Genomic DNA, 17,883 nt, shown 5'->3' on the forward strand with positions numbered 1-17,883 from the left:
CCTCGTCTCGATCGCAAACCTTCGGTTTGCTGGGTCGTGTTAGCAGCTCTTATTGGCGACCATCGCTGATAGTGAAAGCCTGACCATGAAACTCATTGGATCCTCGACTAGCCCCTATGTGCGCAAAGTGCGTATCGTGATGGCCGAGAAAAAGCTGGACTACCGGTTCGACGAAGAATCGCCATGGACGCAGGACAGCAAGGTCAGCGAATCCAATCCGCTGGGCAAGGTGCCCTGCCTGGTCATGGAAGGCGGCGAGGCCGTTTTCGATTCCCGCGTGATCGTTGAATACCTGGACACGCTCTCGCCCGTGGGCAAGCTCATTCCGTCCACCGGCCGCGAGCGCGTGGAGGTGAAAACCTGGGAGTCGCTGGCCGACGGCGTGATCGATGCGGGCGTGCTGGCGCGGCTGGAGGCGACCTGGCCGGACCGCAAGGAGTCCGAGCGTTCGCAGGCCTGGATCGATCGTCAGACGGGCAAGATCCGCCTCGGACTGGCGGCCATGAGCCGGGGGCTGGGGGACAAGCCTTATTGCAGCGGCATCCACATGAGCCTGTCCGATATCGCCGTGGGTTGCGCGCTGGCGTGGCTGGCCTTCCGTTTTCCCGAGATCGACTGGCGCACCGACTATCCCAACCTGGCACGCCTGCATGACAAGCTGATGCAGCGCGCGAGCTTCGCGGAAACGCAACCCAGGTAAGCCTCCCCCTGGCCTGGGCATGGCCGTCCGCCGTAAAAAGACAAAGAGCGCCTTGAAGGCGCTCTTTGTCTTGGGGATAAAAAAGTCGCGAAGCGTCCCGAAACGAAATAAGAGAGGGAGGGAGGAGAAGCGCTTCAGGATTTCCAGTCAAACGCGACGTCTGAAAGGCTTCGCAACTACAAAAATGGTGAGTGATCTCCAATCAATGATTCGTTCATCCAACTGAAAAACTCATTCTTATAGAGTAAGGCCAAATCAAATAAGTTCCATCCATTTTTCACAAAAAAATGTAACCGCCAGGAACCGGCAGTGGATGGATTGTCGTGCTGTGCCGAAGCGCCGACAGTGTTCTTCGGCGCCTTGCCGGGGCGTGCGCCGCATCGCATATTTCAACACTTTTGCCGCCCATTGACCATCCGGGCGCAATCCATGCTGCGGAAAGCGCGCTCGGCGGCGGCCATCAGGCGCCGCGGCGCGGCAGCGACTGAAGCCACCGCTTGAAATCGTCGATGTAGGTGAAGACCGATGGAATCACCAGCAGGCTCAGCACCGTCGAGGTGATCAGCCCGCCGATCACGGCCGTCGCCATGGGCGAGCGAAAGCTCATGTCGGCATCGCCCAGCGCCAGCGCGATCGGCATCATGCCCGCGCCCATGGCGAGCGTGGTCATGATGATGGGCCGGGCGCGCTTGTGGCAGGCGTCGAGCAGCGCATCGAGGCGGCTCATGCCGTGGTCGCGGCGCGCGACGATGGCGTATTCCACCAGCAGGATGGAGTTCTTCGTGGCGATGCCCATCAGCATGATCAGGCCGATCAGCGACGGCATGGAGAAACTCTTGCCCGCCAGCAGCAGCGCCACGAAAGCGCCGCCCAGCGAGAGCGGCAGCGCCATGAGGATCGTCACGGGCTGCAGGAAATCCTTGAACAGCAGCACCAGCACGATGTAGATGCAGATCACGCCGGTCAGCATGGCCAGCCCGAAGCTGGCAAACAGCTCGCCCATCATTTCCGCGTCGCCGATGTCGATCAGGCGCACGCTCGCGGGCAGCCCGCGCACCGAGGGGAGCTGGCGCACGGCCTCCTGCACTTCGCCCAGGCCGATCGAGCCCAGTTCGATCTCGAAGTTCACGTTGCGCGAGCGGTCATAGCGGCTGATCTCCGCCGGGCCGCCCGCGAGCGTCAGCGATGCCACTTCGCCCAGCCGTACCGGGCCGTGCGCGCCGGGGACGTTCAGCCGCCCGAGCACCGCCAGGTCTTCGCGCGCCGGATCGTCCAGCCGCACCACGATGGGAATCTGCCGCTGCGCGAGGTTGAGCTTGGGCAGGTACTGGTCATAGTCGCCGACGGTGGCCACGCGCAGTGTCTCGGCGATCGCACTGGTGCTCACGCCCAGGTCGGCCGCGCGGGCGAAGTCGGGGCGCACCGTGATTTCCGGGCGCACCAGGCTGGCGGTGGAGCTCACGCCGCCGATGCCGGGGATGGTGCGCAGATCGCGTTCGACCGCCTGCGCCGCGGCGCCCAGCGCCTGGGGGTCCTCGCTGGCGAGCGCGAGAATGTAGCGGTCGTTGGAGCCGCCCAGGCCGATCTTCACGCGCACTCCGGGCAGATCCTGCATGGCGGCGCGCAGCTGCTGCTCGATGGCCTGTTTGCGCGGCCGCTCGCTGCGCGCGCCCAGGCGCAGCGTGAGCGTCGCCTTGCGCGGATCGGCGGCGGCGTTGCCCGCGAAGGGATCTGCGCCCGCGGAGCCGCCGCCGATCGTGGCGTAGACGCTTTCGACGTGGCCGATCTTCAGCGCGCGCTGCGTGGCCTGAGCGACGAGCTGGCGTGTCTGCGGCAGCCTGGTGCCGGGAGGAAGCTCCAGCGTGACCTGGGTCTGCGCGTTGTCATCGGGCGGGATGAAGCCCGAGGGCAGCAGGGGGATCAGCGCGATCGATCCGGCAAAGAACAACAGCGCGGCCAGCAGCGTCAGCACGCGGTGCTTCAGGCACCATGACGATGCGCGCATGTAGGCGGCAAGCCAGCGCGGCTCCTTCTCCTGCGTGGCCAGCGGCCTGAGCAGGTAGGCCGCCATCATCGGCGTGAGAAGCCGCGCGACCACCAGCGATGCGAACACTGCCAGCGCGGCGGTCCAGCCGAACTGCTTGAAGAAGCGTCCGGCGATGCCGCTCATGAACGCGGTGGGCAGGAACACGGCGATCAGCGTGAAGGTGGTGGCGATCACCGCGAGACCGATCTCGTCCGCCGCCTCCATGGCTGCCTGGTAGGGCGACTTGCCCATGCGCAGATGGCGCACGATGTTCTCCACTTCCACGATCGCGTCGTCCACCAGTATGCCGACGACCAGCGACAGCGCCAGCAGCGTGATGATGTTGATCGAGAAACCCAGCAGGTGCATGCCGATGAACGCCGGTATCACCGACAGCGGCAGCGCGACCGCCGAGACGACGGTGGCGCGCCAGTCGCGCAGGAACAGCCACACGACGATGACGGCGAGAATCGCGCCTTCGTACAGCAGGCGCATGGAGCTGCTGTATTCATCCTGCGCGATCACCACGAAGTCCACGGTGCGGGTGAGTTTCAGGCCGGCGTGTTCGGCCAGGAGCTGGTCGAGCACGCGCTGCACGCCCTCGCCCACCTCCACCTCGCTGGCGCCGCGTGCGCGCGATACCTCGAAGCCGATCACCGGACGGTCGTCCAGGAAGGCGGCGGTGCGCTGCTCGGCCGTGGTGTCGCTGACGGTGGCGATCTGGTCGAGGCGGATGTGGCGTCCGCCCGAAAGCGCGATGTCGATGGCCGCGACCTGCGCGGCCGTCTGCACCGTGGCGATGGTGCGCAGCGGCTGCTCGGCGCCGCCCAGTTCGGCGCGCCCGCCCGCGCTCTCCAGTTGCGTGGAGCGCAACTGGCGCGACACGTCGGCTGCCGTTGCGCCGAGCGCCTGCATGCGCGCGGGGTCGAGCGCCACGCGCACCTCGCGCGTGACGCCGCCCACGCGGCTCACCGCGCCAACGCCCGCCACCGCGAGCAGGCGGCGCGTGAGCGTGTCGTCCACGAACCAGGAGAGCTGCTCGTCATCCATGCGGTCCGATGAAATGGCGAATGCGAGGATCGGCTGCGACGAGAGTTCGAGCTTGTTGACGATGGGGTCGCGCAGGTCGGCGGGCATGTCGGCGCGCACGCGCGAGACGGCGGAGCGCACGTCGTCCACGGCTTCCTGCACCGGCTTTTCGAGCCGGTATTCGGCGGAGATCGTGGCGTTGCCGTCGGTCAGCGTCGTGGTGATGTGCTTGAGCCCCTGCGTGGTGGCGATGGCGTTTTCGATCTTGCGGGCGACGTCGCTCTCGAGCTGCCCCGGAGCCGCGCCTGGAAGCGAGGCGGTGACCATGACGACGGGCAGGTCCATGTCCGGGAAATTCTGCACCTTCATCGCGCGAAAGGACAGCAGGCCGGCGAGCGTGAGCAGCACGAAGACCATGGCTGCCGGAATCGGGTTGCGGATGGACCAGGCGGAGAGATTCATCGCTCGGCCCTTTTACCTGGAGGGAGCCTGGGCCGCACCGGCGGGCTGCACGCGCACCAGATCGCCATCGTTGAGGAACGCCCCGCCGAGCGAGACGATGGCGGCGTCAGCCGTCAGGCCCGCGGTGATTTCAACGGCATCGCCCGCGCGCCGCCCGGTCTGCACGCGCACCATGCGCACGTGGCTGTCGGGGGTGACCTCGAACACGCTGCTGAAGCCGTCGCGCACGACGACGGCGGAGGCCGGGACGGTGAGCGCCTGGCGCCGGTCCAGCACGAACTCGCCGCGCGCGAACATGCCGGCGCGGATGTCGGCATGCGCGGGCAGATCGACGTAGACGATGGCGTTGCGCGTCTGTGGATCCACCGTCGGGGCGATCGTGCGGACCTTGCCCTGCACCTGGGCCCCGCTGGCGGCTGTGACCCGTACCGCGCCGCCCGCCTTGATGCGCGGCAGCTCGCTGGAGGCCACGTCGGCGCGCCACTCCAGCCGGCCCTTGCGCACCATGCGAAACAGCTCCGTGCCCGCGCCGACCACGGCCCCCACGGTGGCCGTGCGCGACGAAATCACGCCGCTGTCCGGGGCCAGCACCTGCGTGTGCTTCATGCGCAGTTGCTGCGCGTCGAGCATCGCCTGGGCGGCTTGCACGCGCGCCTGCCCGGTCTGCGCGGCCGTGGCGTATTGCTGGATCTGCTGCTGGCTCAATGCGCCCGACTGGCTGAGCAGGCGCGCGCGCTCCGCGTTGGCGAGTGATTCGGCGGCGCTGGCCTGGGCCTCCAGCAGGTTGGCCCTGGCCTGCGCGACGTCGGCCCGCACGGTTTCGGTGGCGAAGGTGGCGAGCACCTGTCCGGCACGTACCGTGTCGCCCACGTTCACTCGTACCTCGGTCAGGCGCAGGCCGTTGCTTTCGGCGCCGATGCTCGCTTCCTGCCAGGCGGCGATGTTGCCGTTGGCCGCCAGCCCGTCGGATATCTCCGCCGAGCCCGGCCGCACCGTGCTCACCGTGAGCGCCGGACGGGCCGGCGCGGAGGGCTCCGCCTTGTCGGCGGCGGCGCGCGAGTCGGCGCCCGCCAGCAGCGCGCCTGCCGTGCCGAGGACCGTCAGCAGCGCGAGAACGCTGGCGCAGGAATGAATGCGAGGAAAGGCAAGGCGCGGCATGGCTAGAAAAGTTCCACTCGAAGATTGAATGCCCGTCGGATCATGGCATGCCCGCTTCGGCAGCGCCGGGCTGCCGCGCGGGGGCGTGCGCGGAATCGACGCCCGCCAGGCTGCTTTCGGGATCGGGCGCGTTGGCATCCCAGCCGCCGCCCGCCGCGCGGTAGAGCTGGATCCACGCGGCCACGCGTTCCTGCTCCAGCGTGACCAGCGCCAGCTCGGATGCGAGCGCGGTGCGCCGCGTGTTTTCCAGATCGAGCTGGCTGGCGAGGCCGCCGCGCCACAGCGCCTCGGTGGCCGTGAGCGATCGGCGGTAGCCGTCGGCCGCGCGTTGCGCGTCGCCGCGCCGCTCGCCGGTGCTCGCCAGCCGGGTGAGCGCTTCCTCGACCTCGCCGACGGCCTGCCGGACCTGTCCGCGATAGGCCACTGCCGCTGCGTCATAGCGCGCCTTGGCGGCGGTGACCTGCGCCGCGCGCCTGCCGCCGTCGAACAGCGGAAGAGACACCGCGACCGGGCCGATCGTCCAGATATTGGCGCTGCCGCTGATGTCGCCGGCGCCCAGATACATGCGCCCGATGGAGCCGCTCAGCGAAAGGGAGGGATAGCGCTCGGCCTCGGCGCCGCCCACTTCGGCGCTGGCGGCGGCGACCTCACGCTCGGCGGCGAAGACGTCGGGCCGCTGCGCGATGGCCTGCGCGGGGATGCTGTGAACCCGCAGGATCTGTTCGTTCATCGGCGCGGCCCGCGTGGCCTGCAGCCGCGTGCGCAGATCGGCTTCGTCATGTCCCGTGAGCGCCACCATCGTCTTGATGCCGATGTCGCATTGCAGTTGCTGCTGCGCCACGCGCACCTTGCCGTCGGAGAAACTGGCGTCGGCCAGCGCCGCGTTCGCGGGCGAGGTGAAGCCGGCGCGTTCGCTGTCCCGCGACAGCCTGGCGGTTTCGGCGCGCGACTGCAGGTCGCTTTGAAGAATCGCGACCTGGCGCGAGCAATGGCGCCAGCCGCTGTACTGCAGCGCCACCTCGGCAGCCACGGAAACGCGCGCCTCGTGCCACTGCGCGCGCGCGCCGGAAAGCCGCTCCCGTGCGGCATCGGCAGCGGCCCGGTTCTTGCCGAACAGGTCCACTTCCCAGCCCGCCTGCAAGCCCACCTGCGCGACATTGGCGATGCCCGCGACTTCCTGGTCGAAGCCGCGGCTCGCGCTGGCCTGGGCATCGAGCGAGGGTAGGAGCGCCGAACGCGCGGCGGCCTGGGTGGCGCGCGCCTGCTCGAAACGCGACTGCGCCTGCGCGACCGATGGGCTCGCCAGTTGCGCTTCGCGGATCAGCTCGGCGAGCAGCGGATCGCCCAGATCCTGCCACCAGCGTTCCAGCCCGGCGACGCTGCCGCCATGTGGCAGCGCGGCGTGCCAGCTCGCGGGCGCCTGCGACGCCAGTTGCGCGGGAGGCCGGGGCAGGGCGCAGGCCGCGAGCGCCAGCGGCACAAGGGACAAGACCAGACGCTGCAAATGAATTCGCGGCACGAAGGACGGCATCTTCTGCAATGCGCCCCACAGCGAGGCGACGGGAATGGAAGGGTCTGCCGGGGGCAGGGCGAGGGCGTGAACCGGGGGGCGACGACTGGGCGGCGGCCTGGCCCGGATCCGCAGGCACCAAATTAGAGCATAGAGCGTGGATGCGGCAGCATGCGGCTCGTCAGGGCCGCATGTTCGCCACGCAGTGCGTCAACCGCCAGTGCAGGCGGGGAGCGCAGGCCGTCCGAACCTCATGCAGCGCCGCCGAAAACGGCCTTCCAGAGCGCCTGGATGGCCGCGCGCTCCCGCGGCAGCTCCTGCATGGACACCCGGGTGGGCTCTTCGTTCAGGCGCGCGCGGTGCTGCACCTGGCGCAGCACCCGGTAGGCATCGGCGGCGGCCGATCCCACGCCCGGCGGCAGCAGCCCCGCCGCCTCGGCCCGCTGCAGGAGGGCGATATTGCCGACGTTGTCGCGCAGGCCCGGATGCCGCGCGGACTGCGACAGCACGAGGTACTGCACGGCGAACTCCGCATCCACCATGCCGCCGGCGCTGTGCTTGACGTCGAATGCGTCGGGCGCCACGGGATGCGCGCCGCGCACGCGTTCGCGCATGGTGACGATCTCGCCTTTGAGCGCGGCCGGATCGCGCGGCGCGGTGATGACGGCCTCGCGCACGGCGTCGAAGCGCTCGCGCAGATGCAGCCCGCCGTGGGGCTGGTCTTCCGCCAGCGGCTTGCCCTGGTCGTCAAGCGGCACCAGGTCTTCCGTGCCGAGCACGAAGCGCGCGCGCGTCATCGCCTGATGCTCCCAGGTCCAGGCGGTATTGCTGCCGCGCTGGGTCTGGTAGTCGGCATACGACTTGAAGCTGGTGATCAGCAGGCCCGAATTGCCGTTGGGGCGCAGGGCGGTATCGATCTCGAACAGGTCGCCTTCGCCGGTCTTGACGGCCAGCCAGTTGATGAGCTTGCGCACGAAGGCGGCATAGATTTCCGGGGCGTTGTCGTCAGCGTCATCGAACACGAAGACGATGTCCAGATCGCTGCCGTAGCCCAGTTCCTTGCCGCCCAGCTTGCCGTAGCCGATGATGGCGAACTGCGGCGTTTCCCGATGCTTGTTCCTGAGCCGCGCCCAGCACCAGCGCGCGGTCACGCGCAGCACGCAATCGGCCAGCGCCGACAGGTCGTCGGCCACCTGCTCGACGGTGATGCGGTGTTCCACGTCGCGCGCCAGGGTGCGGAAGGTTTCCGCATGATGCGCGCGGCGCAGCAGGTTCAGCAGGTTTTCGTCGTCGTCTTCGCCGGTGGAACGCAATGCGGCCAGGCGCAGTTCGAGCTCATGCTCGAAATCGGCGGGCACGAAGCGCTCGGACATCAGCGCATCGCTTGCGAGCTCGTCGATCACGCCGGGATGCTGCAGCATATAGCGCGCGGGCCATCTGGCGGTGCCCAGCAGGTGCAGCAGATGCTCGTGCACGGAGGGGCGCTCCAGCAGCAGCGCGAGATAGCTCTCGCGGCGCAGCAGCGGCTCCAGCCATTCGACCAGCCGCACGGCCGCCGTTTCTTGGGCGGAGCCTTCGCTCACCCAGCGCGCGGTGCGCTGCACGAGCCGGAACAGGCGCGCGCGCGCCTCGTCGCGCAGCGACTGCACGCGCGGGTTGCCGCGCCACTCGGCGACGCGCTCGCGCATCTTCGGCGGGAGCTGCTCGATCAGCGTGTCCAGCTCCGGCGCGGGTGCCTGGCTCGCGCTGGCGCGGGGCCCGCCGCAGCCGCCCGCGCACTGCTTCTTCTGGCTGTCGCCGCCGAGCAGGATGTCGAATTCCTGGGCGACCAGCTCGCGGTGCGCATCCAGCGTCTTGAGAAAGTCGCTGCATTCCACGCCCATGGTCTGGCCGATCCAGCACAGGTCCTCGTCCGATGTGGGCAGCACGTGGGTCTGCTGGTCGTCCAGGTACTGGATGCGGTGCTCGACCTTGCGCAGGAAGACATAGGCGCAGGCGAGAGCATCGGCTGTCTCCTGCGGCATGAGCCCGGCGCGCGCCAGGCGCTGCAGCGCCTCGAGCGTGGGGCGGCAGCGCAGCTCGGGGAACTGCCCGCCGCGCACCACCTGCAGGAGCTGCACGGTGAATTCGATCTCGCGGATGCCGCCGCGCGAGAGCTTCACGTCGTTGGCGCGGCCGGGGTGGCCGGCGCTGCGCTTGGCGGCGTGCTCGCGGATCTGGCGGTGCAGCGAGCGCAACGCGTCGAATACGCTGTAGTCGAGGTAGCGGCGGAACACGAACGGCAGCACCACGCCGCGCAGCGCCTGCACGTTGGGCGTGGCAAGGCAGTCGAGCGGAGCGACGATGCGGCTCTTGAGCCAGGCAAAGCGCTCCCACTCGCGGCCATGCACGAGCAGATAGTCCTCGAGCGCGGACAGCGACACGGCCGGCGGCCCGGAGTTGCCGTTGGGGCGCAATGCCAGGTCCACGCGGAAGACGAATCCGTGCTCGGTGGTGTCGCCCACCAGCCCATAGATGGCCTTGACCGCGCGGGCGAAGTATTCATGGTTCGAGAGCTTGCCGCGCCCATCGGGCAGGCCCGCCGTCTCGCCGTCGTGCTCGTAGACGTAGATCAGGTCGATGTCGCTGGACACGTTGAGCTCGCGCGCGCCGAGCTTGCCCATGCCGATCACCCATAGCTGCACCGGTTCTCCGTCGGGGCCGAGCGGCGCGCCGTGGCGCGAATCCAGGTCGGCTCGCGCGGCGGCGCAGGCGCGATCCAGGGCGAGTTCCGCCAGGTGCGTGACCGGCAGGGTGATGTCCTGCAGCGGAGCCTGGCATTCGCAATCGAGGTGGATCAGCCGCGCCATGACGATCTGGCGCAGGATGCGCAGCGCGGCGCCCAGATCGTGGCCGCGCGCCATCAGCGCATCGCAGGTCTGGCGCATGGTCTCCAGCGTGGGCACGCCGGGCGGCAGCAGGGGCATTTCCGCCTCGTAGCGCCGGTTCAGGCGCTGGAAGAAACGCGAATGTTCTGCAAGATGGCCGTGGCCATCGGTGGAAATCGGATCTGAGGAAGGCTTCTGCATGTCGGGCTGGGCGCATCGCGCCATGAGAGCGTGCGCACCGCCGGCTCCCGCTGGAGCGGCCGTACATCACGACACCATCTGCACAGAACCACAGGAGACACGGCGGGTCATAATTCCAGCCATCACTTGCCTTACTCCATGACCGAGCAGCCATCCCACCCCTCACGCCTGCTGAAACTGCTTTCAGGATTCGCGCGATGGTCGCTTTGGCTGTTGCTCGCTTTCTGGCTGCTGGTGGCTGTCGCCTGGGGCTTGCTGCACGGCTTCATTGTGCCGCGTATCGGGGATTTCCGTCAGCAGGTACAAACCCAAGCCGGGAAAGCGTTGGGGGTACCCGTGGTGATCGGCGGGCTGGCCGCGCGCAGCGAGGGGCTGCTGCCCACCCTGGAGCTCACCGACGTGCAGCTTCTTGACCACGAGGGCCGTGAGGCATTGCGCCTGCCCCGGGTCGTCGCGGCGATCTCCATGCGCTCGCTGCTGCGCCGGGGATTCGAGCAGCTGTACCTGGATGGTCCCGAGCTGGACGTGCGCCGCGATGCGGCCGGCGACATCTTCGTTGCGGGCATGCCGGTCAGGAGCGGCGGCGCCGACACCAGCGCGGGCGACTGGCTTTTCTCCCAGAGCGAGATCGCCATCCTGCATGGCAAGGTGCTCTGGACCGACGAGCTGCGCGCGGCGCCGCCGCTCGCGCTCACGGACGTGAATCTCGTGGTGCGCAACGGCGCGTGGCGCCACCGGATACGGCTGGACGCGACGCCGCCCGAGGGCTGGGGCGAGCGCTTCAGCCTGCGCGGCGCGTTCCGCGAATCCCTCTGGTCGGTGCGCAGCGGCAACTTCAAGGCCTGGAGCGGCCAGTTGCATGCCGACCTGCCCAGCGGCGACGTCTCCCGGCTCAATCAATACGCCGACCTGGGCGCCCTCAAGGTCAGCGAGGGCCATGGCGCGGTGCGCGCCTGGATCGATGTCCGCCATGGCGCGGTCGTGGGCGGCGTGGCGGACGTCGCGCTCTCGCGGGTGCGCGCGACGCTGGGGGAGCGGCTCAAGCCCCTGGCGCTGAGCGAGGTTACCGGCCGCCTGGGCGTGCAGCAGTTCGCGGCCGGATTCGAGGCCAGCGCGCAGAACCTGGCCTTCGTGACCGACGACGGCCTGCGCTGGCCCGCGTCCACGCTGTTCCTGCGCCGCACGGGAAAGGAGGGCGAAGGCCCCTCGGCGGAGCAGGGCGAGCTGCGCGCGAGCCAGGTCAATCTGGAGGCGCTGTCGCAGATCGCCGCCCGCCTGCCGCTGGATGACAAGGTGCATGAAAGCCTGCTCCAGGCCGCGCCGCGCGGAGAGCTTGGCAACCTGGAGGTCCGCTGGACGGGGCCGCTGCAGTCTCCGAGGCAATACCAGGCCAAGGGCGAGGTCCGGGACCTGGCGCTCGCCATGCCCGCGCAGGCGCCCCAGGCTTCCACCCGGGCTGCCGCGCAGGCCGCGTCCAGGGCCCCGGCATCCGGCCTTCCGGGCGTCCAGGGCGCGCAGGTGCGGTTCTCGCTGACACAGGCTGGCGGAAGCGCCAGCCTGTCGCTCGCCGATGGCGCCCTGCGTTTTCCCGGCGTGTTCGAGGAGCCGTTGATTCCCGTGCAGCAGCTCGCGGCGCAGGTGAACTGGCAGATCGACGGGGATCGCATCAGCGTGGATGCGCACAACCTGCGTTTCGCCAACGCCGATGCCGCGGGTGAGGCGCGGCTCGCGTGGCGCACGGCCGATGCGCGCAAATCATCTTCGGGCTCGCGTTTCCCGGGCGTGCTCACCCTCTCGGGCTCGCTGTCGCGCGCCGATGGAACGCGCGTGCACCGCTACCTGCCGCTGGGCATTCCCGAGGAAACGCGCCACTATGTGCGCGACGCCGTCAGCGCGGGCGTGGCCAGCCAGGTGCAGTTCCGCGTGAAGGGCGACCTGCACGACTTTCCGTTCAGCACGCCGCAGCAGGGCGATTTCCACATCGCGGCGCAGGTGAGGGGCGTGAACTACGCCTACGTTCCTCCCGCGCTGCAGGCGGCCGGCGAACTGCCATGGCCGCCGCTGACCGCGCTGGCGGGAGAGCTGGTGTTCGAGCGCTCCGCCATGCAGGTCAGGAACGCCAGCGGAACCATAGGCGGCAATCCGCTGCTGAAGCTGCGCAGCGCGAACGCGCGGATTCCGGATCTGGACCATCCGGTCGTGGATGTGGACGCGGATGCGCGCGGGCCGCTCGCGGACATGCTCGCAACCGTCCGCCAGTCGCACGTCGCGCAGCTCACCGATCACGCGCTCGACGAAGCCACGGCGGGCGGCAATGCCGATCTCGGGCTGCAGCTCAGCCTGCCGATCAACCACATGGAGGAGTCCAGGGTACAGGGCAGCGTGAAATTCGCGGGCAACGACATCCGCTTCGCGCCGGACGTCCCGCAGGTCACGCAGGCGCAGGGATCGGTGCAGTTTTCCGAAACGGGCTTCTCGCTGGCGGGCGTGCGGGGCCGCGCGATGGGAGGAGAGGTGCGGCTGGAAGGCGGCATGCGCGCCCTGCCGCAGCAGCAGGCGCTGCTGAAGTCGCAGGTGCAGGTTCGCGCGCAAGGCACGGCCACGGCCGAGGGGCTGCGCGCGATCGCTCCGGCGGGTCCGCTGCAGGCGCTGGCGCGGCACGCGAGCGGCAGCACGCCCTATGTGGTGGAGGTGGGCGTGCGGCGCGGCGTTCCCGAATTGCTGATCACGGCCACGCTGGATGGCATGGCGCTGGATTTGCCCGCGCCGCTGGGAAAGGCCGCGCAGGGCGAGCGCGCGCTACGCTTCGAGACGCGGCTCACGCAGGCCTCGCTCGAAGCCAGCGCGCCGGCTGCGGCGGCGGGCCACGCATCGGCGGATGATCTCCAGGATCAGCTCACCGTGGAGGTGCAGGGGCTGGGTTCGGTGATCTACCAGCGGCAGCTTGGCGGCCGGAACCAGCCGGACCGCGTGCTGCGCGGCGCGCTTGCCGTGGGGCTGCCGGACGGCCAGCAGCCGAGGCTCCCGGGCAGTGGCGTGACGGCTGATCTGACGCTCGGCGACGTGGACGTGGATGCCTGGGCGGCGCTTCTGGGCGGCGGCTCCGATGCGCGGTCCGGGGCAACGGGCGGCGGCGACAGGGTGTCCGGCTATCTGCCTTCAAGCGGCAGGGTGCGGGCGCACTCGCTGGAGTGGAAGGGCCGCACGCTGCACCGGGTGGATGCGGACATCGCGCACGCCGCGGGGGGCTGGCAGGCGACGGCCAGGGCGGATGAGCTCAGCGGCTACATCGATTTCAGGCCGCAAAGCGACACCGTTCCCGCGCCGGGAATGATCCACGCGCGGCTCGATCGCCTGACGCTGCCGTCATCGCCCGACGGCAGCCCCGATGACCTGCTGGGCGACCAGCCGCGCACCCTGCCGGCGCTCGACATCGTGGTGGAGGACTTCGAGATGCGTGGGCGCAAGCTGGGCCGCATCGAAGTGGCCGCGCGCAACCTGGTGTCGGGCGACGGGCGCCGCGAATGGAAGCTCTCGCACCTGAACCTGATCACGCCCGAGGCCACGTTCACCTCCAGCGGCAACTGGGCTCTCCTCGGCGGGGCCGGGCCGAAGGCAGAGCGGCAGACGGTGATGGATTTCGAGCTGGATGTGCGCGACTCCGGTGAGTTGCTCGCGCGCTTCGGCATGCCCGGCGTGGTGCGCAAGGGCAAGGGCCGCATGCACGGCCAGGTCTCCTGGCGCGGGGCGCCGCTGTCGCCCGACTATCCCTCGATGAGTGGAACGATGCATGTGGATATGCAGGCCGGCCAGTTCCTCAAGGCGGAGCCGGGGCTCGCCAAGCTGCTGAGCGTGCTCAGCCTGCAGTCGATTCCGCGCCGCCTTTCGCTCGATTTCCGCGACGTGTTCAGCGAAGGCTTCGCATTCGATTTCGTGCGCGGCGACGTGCGCATCGAGCGCGGCGTGGCCACCACCAACAATCTTCAGATGAAGGGCCTGAACGCGGCTGTGCTGATGGAGGGACAAGCCGACCTGCAGGCGGAAACCCAGGATCTGCACGTGGTGGTGGTGCCCGAGATCAACGCGATGACGGCGTCGCTGGTGGCCACGGCCATCAACCCGGTGATTGGCCTGGGGAGCTTTCTCGCGCAGGTGTTCCTGCGCGGGCCGTTGATCCAGGCGGCCACGCAGGAATTCCGCATCGACGGCACCTGGTCCGACCCGCGCGTGGAGAAACTGCCAAGGCGCGGCAGGCCGTCGGCAGCGGCGGGGGATGCCGCCCCGCCCGCGGGCGCGCCCGACGCCCAGGCCCCTGAAACCGCAGGAGAGACGCAATGAAAGTAGCCGCCATTCAGATGGTGTCCGGCACGTCGCTGGATGCCAATCTTCGCACCGCCCGGCAACTGCTGGAGCAGGCCGCCCACGAGGGCGCCGAGCTGGCCGCGCTGCCCGAGTATTTCTGCGTGATGGGCCACAAGGACACCGACAAGCTCGCGCTGCGCGAGGAGTACGGCTCGGGCCGCATCCAGAAGTTCCTCGCGGACGCGGCGCTTGAATTGAACCTGTGGATCGCCGGCGGCACGCTGCCCCTGCGGGCGCCCGATGATGATCACGTGTTCAACTCCACGCTGGTGTATTCGCCCGTGGGCAAGTGCGTCGCGCGCTATGACAAGATCCATCTTTTCCGCTACGACAACGGCAGCGAGGATTACGACGAGGCACGGGTGATCGCGCCTGGATCGCAGCCGGCGGGCTTCACCATCACGGCCCGCGACGGGTCCGCGTGGCGCGTGGGGCTTTCGGTGTGCTATGACCTGCGCTTTCCCGAGCTCTATCGCGCGCATGCGCGCAACGGCGTGGACCTGCTGCTGGTGCCCAGCGCCTTCACGCATGTGACCGGAAGCGCCCATTGGGAAGTGCTGCTGCGCGCCCGCGCCGTGGAGAATCTCGCCTTCGTGCTCGCGGCGGCGCAGGGTGGGGTGCACGAGAACGGCCGGCGCACGTGGGGCCACAGCATGCTGGTCGATCCGTGGGGAACCGTACGGGCGCAGCGCGGCGAAGGCCAGGGCCTGGTGATGGGCACGCTGGAGCACCGGCAACTGCGCGAGATGCGCGCGCAACTGCCCGCGCTGGACCACCGCGTGTTGTAATCCGCGGGGCGCGTGGAGCGCGGGATGAATGTATATGGCCGATGCGCGCGAGCCGCGGCGTCGGCGTTTGAACCGGGATGGAATGGATATCGTGACGCAGGCCGCAACGCCGTTGAATCCGGCCGCTGACGCGGCGGGCGAGGATGCAGTGCCGCAGTGGCAATTGCATCGCTGGCACAGCGCCTGGCGGCGCTGGTCGCTGTGGTCGCTGCTGGTGGCGCTGGTCGTCAGCATGCTGATCACGCTGGTGTGGCTGGCTGGCCGCTACGAGGCCAGCCTGGTGCAGACGCGCGTGGAGCGCGATGCGGCGGATGCGGTGTCGGACATCCGCATCGCCTTTGCGCACAACGTGCAGAGCATGCAGACGCTGCAGTCCGGCAATACCGATCTGGCAAGCTGGGAGAGCCGGGCCACGGAGTTGCTCAACCAGCGGCGCGAGCTCGTGCGGCTCGAATGGCGCGATGCGCAGCTCAGGGTGCGCGCGCATGCCGAGTCGCCGTTTCGCCTGCTCAACTGGGATCCGGTCGATGGCAGCAACGTGCACTCGGACATGAACATGTCGTGCGCGAGCGCGCGCCGCGTGGGCGGGCCGTCATACTCCGCCAGCTACTTTCAGCCGCTGCCCAACGGCATGGGCTCGGAGATGATGGAGCTGTGCCTGCCGCTCCTGAACGACGGACAGGTGACGGGTTTCCTGATCGCCACGTATTCGCTTCAGACCGTGCTGGTCGATCTGGTCGCTCCCAACCTGCAGCGCGGCCAGGAAGTCTCGTTCACCGAAGCCGACGGCACGCGCCTGGCCGTCGTTGGCGCCATGCGCCGCGGCACGCGCATGTTTTCCGCGCAGCAGCTTTTTGACCTGCCGGGCACCACGCTGATCCTGCGGCTCGACAGCTGGCACGCCGCGCCCAGCGTGTTCCCGAACGTGCTGACCGCGCTGGTGACGGCGATGTCGATTGCGCTGGTCACCGTGCTCATCGTGCTGGTGCGCGACAACCGCAGGCGGCTGCGGGCCGAGCGAGACCTGGGCGAGGCGCTGGCGTTTCGCAAGGCGATGGAGGATTCGCAGGTCACGGGCCTGCGCGCCCGCGATCTGGACGGCCGCATCACCTATGTGAACCCCGCGTTCTGCGAGATGGTGGGTTTTTCCGCCGATGAACTGATCGGCCAGACCAACCCGCTTCCCTACTGGCCGCCCGAGAGCTCGAGCGACTACAGCGCGCGCCAGATGGTGCGCCTGTCCGGCCACCATGTCCCGCCGCGCGAGGGTTATGAATCGACCTTCATGCGCAAGAACGGCGTGCGCTTTCCGGTGATGATCTACGAGGCGCCCCTGATCAATGCGCAGGGCCTGCACACGGGCTGGATGGGCTCGTTCCTCGACGTGAGCGAGCAGCGGCGAGTGGAGGAGCTGTCGCGCACGTCGCAGGAGCGCCTGCAGGCGACGGCGCGGCTGGCCACGGTGGGTGAGATGGCGTCGCTGCTCAGTCACGAGCTCAACCAGCCGCTGGCGGCGATTTCAAGCTATGCGACCGGCTCGCTGAACCTGCTGGAGGACGATGCGCCGGGCTCCATGCCGTCGCCGGACAACCTGGCCGACGTGCGCGTGGGAATCAGGCGCATCGCGCAGCAGGCGGAGCGCGCGGGCCGCGTGATCAAGAGCGTGCACGATTTCATCCGCCGCCGCGATCAGTCGCGCGAGCCGGTCTCCGCGCGGGATCTGCTGGACGCCGTGCTGCCCATCATCCGCCTGCAGGCGCACAAGCTGCGCGTGCATGTGCAGATATCCCTGGAGGGCGGCATGCCGGATGTGCTGTGCGACCGGACCATGGTCGAGCAGGTGCTGCTGAACCTGGCCAGAAACGGCATGCAGTCCATGGATGATCCGTCCATCGAACCGCGCGTGCTGGACATCCGCGTGCGCCGCGCCGCATCCAACGCGCAGAGCAAGTGGATCGAGTTCTCGGTCGGCGACCAGGGCCTGGGTATCAGCGACGAAGTCGCCGAGCGCCTGTTCACGCCGTTCTACACTACGAGAGCCGAGGGCATGGGCCTTGGCCTGAGCCTGTGCCGGACCGTGGTCGAGCAGCATGGCGGTTTTCTGGGCCATGCCGCCCGCGAGCCCCGTGGTACGGTATTCACTTTCACACTCCCAGCCATTCAAGCAGAAGCCTGATCCGATGGAACCCGTCTCCAACGCCACCGTTTACATCGTCGATGATGACGCCGAAGTGCGCGAGGCGCTCGCCTGGCTGCTGCGCTCGCGGCGCGTGCCCAGCGAAGCCTTTGCCAGTGCCGACGCATTCGAGCTGATGCTCATGGAGCGTCCGCCGCAGCGCCAGCCGTGCTGCCTGCTGCTGGACGTGCGCATGCCCGGCACCAGCGGGCTGGCATTGTTCGACCGCATGGCCGAGCGCGGCGACATCGCGGCGATGCCGGTGATCTTCCTGACGGGCCATGCCGACGTGCCCACCGCCGTTGCGACGGTCAAGCGGGGTGCTTTCGATTTCTGCGAGAAGCCGTTCTCCGACAACCAGCTGGTCAACCGCATCGAGGCGGCGCTGGAACTGTCGGCGGCTCACCTGGAGGCCTCGCGCGCAAAGCATGAGGTGCAGGACCGCCTCTCCGAGCTGACCGACCGCGAGCGCGACGTGATGCGCCTGGTCGTGGAGGGGCTGCCGAACAAGCTGATCGCCGACCAGCTCGACATCAGCGTGCGAACGGTGGAGGTGCATCGCGCGCGCCTGTTCGACAAGATGCAGGTGAAGTCGGCCGTGGAA

The 17,883-nt window shown here is 68.9% G+C and carries 9 protein-coding genes; 5 read left to right on the forward strand and 4 right to left on the reverse strand.

The features are described 5' to 3' along the window. Positions 1–85 precede the first annotated feature (85 nt). Positions 86–700 carry a glutathione S-transferase N-terminal domain-containing protein gene (locus ABWP92_RS10325; protein WP_353235291.1) on the forward strand — a complete coding sequence of 205 codons (615 nt, stop codon included), beginning with the start codon at positions 86–88 and terminating at the stop codon, positions 698–700. A 460-nt stretch (positions 701–1,160) separates the two neighbouring features. Here ABWP92_RS10325 and ABWP92_RS10330 read toward each other — a convergent pair whose 3' ends face one another. From ABWP92_RS10330 to glnE, 4 genes are all read right to left on the reverse strand, one after another. Next, positions 1,161–4,217 carry an efflux RND transporter permease subunit gene (locus ABWP92_RS10330; RefSeq protein ID WP_353235292.1) on the reverse strand — a complete coding sequence of 1,019 codons (3,057 nt, stop codon included), beginning with the start codon at positions 4,215–4,217 and terminating at the stop codon, positions 1,161–1,163. Between the two features lie 12 nt (positions 4,218–4,229). After that, positions 4,230–5,375, reverse strand: a complete 1,146-nt coding sequence (locus ABWP92_RS10335) for an efflux RND transporter periplasmic adaptor subunit (protein WP_353235293.1) — start codon at positions 5,373–5,375, stop codon at positions 4,230–4,232. A gap of 40 nt (positions 5,376–5,415) precedes the next feature. Further along, positions 5,416–6,906, reverse strand: coding sequence for an efflux transporter outer membrane subunit (locus ABWP92_RS10340; protein ID WP_353235294.1), 1,491 nt, complete (start codon positions 6,904–6,906; stop codon positions 5,416–5,418). A gap of 230 nt (positions 6,907–7,136) precedes the next feature. Next, positions 7,137–9,953, reverse strand: coding sequence for a bifunctional [glutamate--ammonia ligase]-adenylyl-L-tyrosine phosphorylase/[glutamate--ammonia-ligase] adenylyltransferase (gene glnE / locus ABWP92_RS10345; protein ID WP_353235295.1), 2,817 nt, complete (start codon positions 9,951–9,953; stop codon positions 7,137–7,139). A 138-nt stretch (positions 9,954–10,091) separates the two neighbouring features. Between glnE and ABWP92_RS10350 the strand changes: the two genes are divergently transcribed. From ABWP92_RS10350 to ABWP92_RS10365, 4 genes are all read left to right on the forward strand, one after another. After that, positions 10,092–14,291: a YhdP family protein gene (locus ABWP92_RS10350; RefSeq protein ID WP_353235296.1), complete on the forward strand. Its 4,200-nt coding sequence runs from the start codon at positions 10,092–10,094 to the stop codon at positions 14,289–14,291. Then, on the forward strand, positions 14,288–15,103 hold the full coding sequence (locus ABWP92_RS10355) for a carbon-nitrogen hydrolase family protein (RefSeq protein WP_353235297.1): 816 nt from the start codon (positions 14,288–14,290) through the stop codon (positions 15,101–15,103). Before ABWP92_RS10350 ends, ABWP92_RS10355 begins: the two co-directional genes overlap by 4 nt. A gap of 112 nt (positions 15,104–15,215) precedes the next feature. Continuing rightward, the gene (locus tag ABWP92_RS10360) at positions 15,216–17,279 is read left to right on the forward strand and encodes a two-component system sensor histidine kinase NtrB (RefSeq protein WP_502907501.1); all 2,064 of its coding nucleotides are present in this window, start codon (positions 15,216–15,218) and stop codon (positions 17,277–17,279) included. A gap of 4 nt (positions 17,280–17,283) precedes the next feature. Next, on the forward strand, positions 17,284–17,883 hold a 600-nt coding region (locus tag ABWP92_RS10365), incomplete at its 3' end, for a response regulator transcription factor (RefSeq protein WP_353235298.1).

Source organism: Diaphorobacter ruginosibacter, assembly GCF_040396215.1.
GTDB classification, from domain to species: Bacteria; Pseudomonadota; Gammaproteobacteria; order Burkholderiales; family Burkholderiaceae_C; genus Diaphorobacter_A; species Diaphorobacter_A ruginosibacter_A.

Coding starts and splice junctions, on each gene's coding strand:
- ABWP92_RS10335 (WP_353235293.1), bottom strand. CDS start 5,375: ATGCCGCGCCTTGCCTTTCCTCGCATTCATTCCTGCGCCAGCGTTCTC.
- ABWP92_RS10355 (WP_353235297.1), top strand. CDS start 14,288: ATGAAAGTAGCCGCCATTCAGATGGTGTCCGGCACGTCGCTGGATGCC.
- ABWP92_RS10330 (WP_353235292.1), bottom strand. CDS start 4,217: ATGAATCTCTCCGCCTGGTCCATCCGCAACCCGATTCCGGCAGCCATG.
- ABWP92_RS10350 (WP_353235296.1), top strand. CDS start 10,092: ATGACCGAGCAGCCATCCCACCCCTCACGCCTGCTGAAACTGCTTTCA.
- ABWP92_RS10340 (WP_353235294.1), bottom strand. CDS start 6,906: ATGCCGTCCTTCGTGCCGCGAATTCATTTGCAGCGTCTGGTCTTGTCC.
- ABWP92_RS10325 (WP_353235291.1), top strand. CDS start 86: ATGAAACTCATTGGATCCTCGACTAGCCCCTATGTGCGCAAAGTGCGT.
- glnE (WP_353235295.1), bottom strand. CDS start 9,953: ATGCAGAAGCCTTCCTCAGATCCGATTTCCACCGATGGCCACGGCCAT.